Origin of the sequence: Cognatundibacterium jejuense (genome assembly GCF_014284255.1) — a bacterium.
Lineage (GTDB): Bacteria > Pseudomonadota > Gammaproteobacteria > Burkholderiales > Burkholderiaceae_D > Undibacterium > Undibacterium jejuense.
The window spans coordinates 1-255 of sequence record NZ_JACOFV010000074.1 but is presented as its reverse complement, the minus strand read 5'-3'; the positions used below and the strand labels follow the sequence as shown (position 1 = coordinate 255).

The 255-nt window shown below is 47.1% G+C and carries 1 protein-coding gene; it reads left to right on the top strand.

What is annotated here, in order from left to right; genetic code table 11:
* A partial coding sequence (locus H8K32_RS20830; protein ID WP_186914416.1) for a transposase occupies window positions 1-255 on the top strand: 255 nt, incomplete at both ends.

Genomic DNA, 255 nt, shown 5'->3' with positions numbered 1-255 from the left:
TGCCAAAGGGCTGTCAACCCGCGAAATCGTAGAAACTTTTAAAGAAATGTACGACGCAGACGTCTCGCCTACGCTCATTTCGAAGGTCACCGATCGTGTTCTGGAGCAGATTACACAATGGCAATCCCGTCCACTCGATCCGATTTATCCGATTGTGTATCTTGATTGCATCGTCATTAAAATCCGTGACAATATGCGCGTCATCAACAAGGCAATTTATCTGGCATTGGGGGTCAACATGGACGGCAAGAAGGA